At 69.7% G+C, this 3,675-nt stretch carries 1 protein-coding gene and 1 pseudogene; both read right to left on the bottom strand.

Annotated elements, in window-relative coordinates; all coding sequences use genetic code 11:
• Positions 1 to 626: 626 nt before the first annotated feature.
• Positions 627 to 2,759: a SpoIIE family protein phosphatase gene (locus ACWD6R_RS40065; protein WP_451823266.1), complete on the bottom strand. Its 2,133-nt coding sequence runs from the start codon at positions 2,757 to 2,759 to the stop codon at positions 627 to 629.
• A 516-nt stretch (positions 2,760 to 3,275) separates the two neighbouring features.
• A pseudogene (locus tag ACWD6R_RS40060) lies at positions 3,276 to 3,428 on the bottom strand (IS21-like element helper ATPase IstB); the annotation flags it as partial.
• Between the last annotated feature and the right edge of the window lie 247 nt (positions 3,429 to 3,675).

The following is a 3,675-nucleotide window of genomic DNA, read 5'->3' as shown; positions in this document are numbered from 1 at the left end:
TCCAGCACACCCAGAACCTCACCCCCACCGCCCTGAACAGCCCTCATCGCCATCCACCCACCGCCCCGGCCGCCACAGCGACCCACCACACCCCTCTCGCGGACCAACACGGCGTCGGCATGCCACGCACGTCCTGCGGTCGCCACCACGGCCCAGGTCATCGATCGAAACAGTCACCGGCCCGGCATGAAGGCGCAGCTCAGCCGGTCCATCGGCCAAGCACTTGGCGGATCCATCGCTCGTAAGAGGTCACGTCACTTCGAGCGCGCGTGTCTCTTACATCCCCTCTGCAGCAATGTGCTAGATAACTGCAGTAATCCGGTGCCCCACGCCGGACCCGCGGGACGGCCCTGATACCACGCCGATGGTGTCAGGGCCGTCGACGTTCGGTGAGGGCCGCCGACACGCTGGCGCCGTCCAGCTGGATCATGGCGCTTCTTGACGGAACGGCTGGACGTCGCCACGGAAGCTGGTCGTTGTGGCGGTGGTCTGCGCTTCTGCGCTCGCTTGCCGAGCTGCCGGGCGACCGTGGCCTGGTGGACTCGCGCCACCACTCGCAGGCCGGAGGCAACCCCCCTCATGTCCATCTCACGAAAGACGGGACACGGGGAGTGCACTTTTTCGTGTTATCCGCCGGTCCGTTGCACGTTGATGACGAGCAGGGCGATGTCGTCGTTGCGGGGTGCGCACTGCGTGGCGTAGTGGACGAGATTGTCGGCGAGGGTCTCCGCCGTCTCGCCCGGGGCTCGTGCAAGATGCTCGGCGAGGCCGGCGATGGCGTCCTCGATGTCCACGCCGGGGGCTTCGACGAGTCCGTCGGTATAGAGAGCAAGCACGCTGCCGGGTGGCAAGGCGATCTCGGTGGTCGTGTAGTCGGCGGTCGGATCGATGCCGAGCACGAGCCCGGGCGGCAGGTCGAGGACTTCGGTGTATCCGTCGGGGTGGCGCAGGAGCGGTGGAGGGTGGCCGGCGGTGGCCAGGCGGGCACGGTGGTGTGCCAGGTCGAGGTGGATGTAGAGGCAGCTGGTGAAGAGGCCCGGGTCGAGGTCGGTGAGCAGGTGGTTGGTGTGGGCGAGGACTTCACCGGGGGATGCGCCGGCCGTGGCGTGGACGGCGGTTCGGACCTGGCCCATGAGGGCGGCGGCATTGACGTTGTGGCCTTCGACGTCACCGATGGCAGCGGCGGCGTTCGTTTCGTCGAGGCGGATGAGGTCGTAGAAGTCGCCGCCGATGTCCACGCCGTGGGTGGTCGGGAGATAGCGGGCGGCCAGGTCCAGGCCGGGGATCGGGGGCAGGGCGTGGGGCAGCAGGGCGGCCTGCAGGCTGTGGGCGAGTTGGTATTGGGCGTCGTAGAGGCGGGCGCGTTCCAGGGCTTGGGCGACCAGCCCGGCGATAGAGGTGAGGATGGCGCGTTCTTCTGTGGTGAAGGGGTGGGGCCGGTCGTAGGCGAGCACCATCGAGCCGACGGTGCGGCCGGAGGCAGTGAGGGGCAGGAACGCCCAGGCAGCCATGTCGTCTTGGAGGACGGCGGGGGGATAGGCGCGTTTCAGGTCCGCGAAGGTGGAGAAGAAGGCAGGAACGCCGGTGGCCAGGACGCGCGCGGCTGGGCTGTGTGAGCTCAGGGGGGCGGCGTCGAAGCGGTCCATGAGTTCGGTGGCATAGCCGCGGTGGCCGATGATCCGCAGGCGGCCTTCCTCCGCGGTCATCAGGGCGAGGGCCTGGATACCGAAGGCGGGCATGATCTGGCGGGGGACCCGGTCGACCACGTCCTGCACGCCGACGGCTTCGGTGAGCGTGGCGGCCAGGTGAAGCAGGTGGTAGGCCTCCCCTGCCCGGCTTGACGTGGCCGGCGACGCGGGGCGCTGCGCCTCCGGAGTGTCCTCGGCATGGGCCGCGGGGGCAGGAGTGATACGGACACTGATACCGGAGGCATCCGGATGGAGCTGGAAGGACAACCACCGATCCGGCGGGCGCCGGGCGGTGAAGGACGTGATTTGGCGGCTGACCACCGCGGATCGGTAGCAGTCTTCGAAGACCGGGTCATCCAGCCAGGGCAGCGCCTGCGAGGGGAGCGCGCCCAGCAGGTCAGGGACTGCTGCTCCGACCAGTTCTGCAGCGGCAGTGGTGATGAAGGAGATCCGGCCTTCCAGGTCCAGCGCGCAGCAGCCCCCGGGCAGGCGCTCGGCAAAGTCGACCGCGGCCATTGCCTCGCCCGGACACGGAGTGTAGGAGCGGTACGGCGGCAGCACCCGCGGCTCGGATCCGGGCAGCACCGGGCGGTCGCTGTCGGCGGCCCGCTGCAGGAGCGGGCCGGTGTGGCGGCAGAAGACGCCGATCGCATCACGCTCGTGCTGGGCCAGCTGCGGCGGATGCGAACCGGGCCAGAGCAGCACCAGCCCGCCCCGATCGGTGTCGCCTGTGGTGATCGGGGCTGCGGCTGCCGCAAAGTGGTAGGGCACCACGAGCGCGGCCCTCGGGTAGCGCCGTGCCATCTCTTCACGGCTACCGACCCACACCACGCGCCGCTCGCGTACGGCCTCGGCCACCGGGATCGGGGCCGCCAGCGCCACCTGTGCCCATGGTGCGACGATCTGCGGCGGAACCCCCGTCAGCAATGCCATCCGCAGTACCGTCTCGCCCGACGGCAGCAGGTACACCACACCCACAGACGCACCGGTCTCAGTCACGACCCGGACCAGAGCGGGGTCCAGCAACTCCAGACCTGAACCCGCTGCGGGGGTGAACGCCGTCTCCCGCACGTTCTCACCCTCCCTCGGTGACACCGGACCGGGGTCCCCTCACGCGCCCGTAGCGATTCCGGGCGGCTTCAGCACTGGTGCCGAGGCCGGCGCCGATCCGTGCCCGGCCGCCCCCGGCTCGCCCGTCGGCCGACACCGCCCCGCGCAACAGGAGCCCGGTCGCTCCAGGTATCCCCGACACAGCGGCGCATTGGCGGTCTCCCGCTGGGGGAAGGTCACTCACCTGCTGCACGACGGCCTGTACCCGTTTCAGCAGCTCAGCGCCGACGAGCAGCATCGCCTGCCGAGCCTCTGCGCCCTCCCTCCGACGGCGCCGGGCCCGCCAGGCCACCTGCCGGTGTACCGGATGGCAATAACGTCGGCCACGACCTGCCGGTGCCGGCGATGGTATGTCGCACCAGCCGAACCGAACGTCGCACATATATGGACAATACGCCCGCCATGTCGTAGCGGCACTCGATGTCGGCACGTCACGGACGGTCGTAGCCCGAGCACGCAGGCCCCCCCAAGACCTGCTCAGCCGGCCGCAGAGGGCTCTTCTGCTCGTGCCCGGGTACCGGCGAGGCGGTAGGCGTCGGTGCCGGAATCGATGATGGTGCCGTTGGAGGTGAGGCGGTCGACGATGGCGGCACGGGGACGGGGGTCGGTGAAGGTCTTGGTCCAGCCGCCCGAAAGACTCCGGGGCGACGCGCGGCTGCGCCGGGCGGGCGAGATGTCAACTACTCGGCCGTAAACGACCGAGCTTGCTGACTCGGTTCGATACGGCCCCGCTTATGCTCCCGACTGCCCCCTACGACAGGGCGGTCACGGGTCACATCTAGCGCTCCCGGTTCAGGCCGGGAGCGGATCGGGCATGTTGACGAATACCCACGCCGAGCGTGCGCGGTTGCGCACGTTGATCCCGGCGACGTGGTCG

It is taken from the genome of Streptomyces sp. NPDC005151 (genome assembly GCF_053599875.1).
This window is presented reverse-complemented; position numbering and strand designations above follow the sequence as displayed.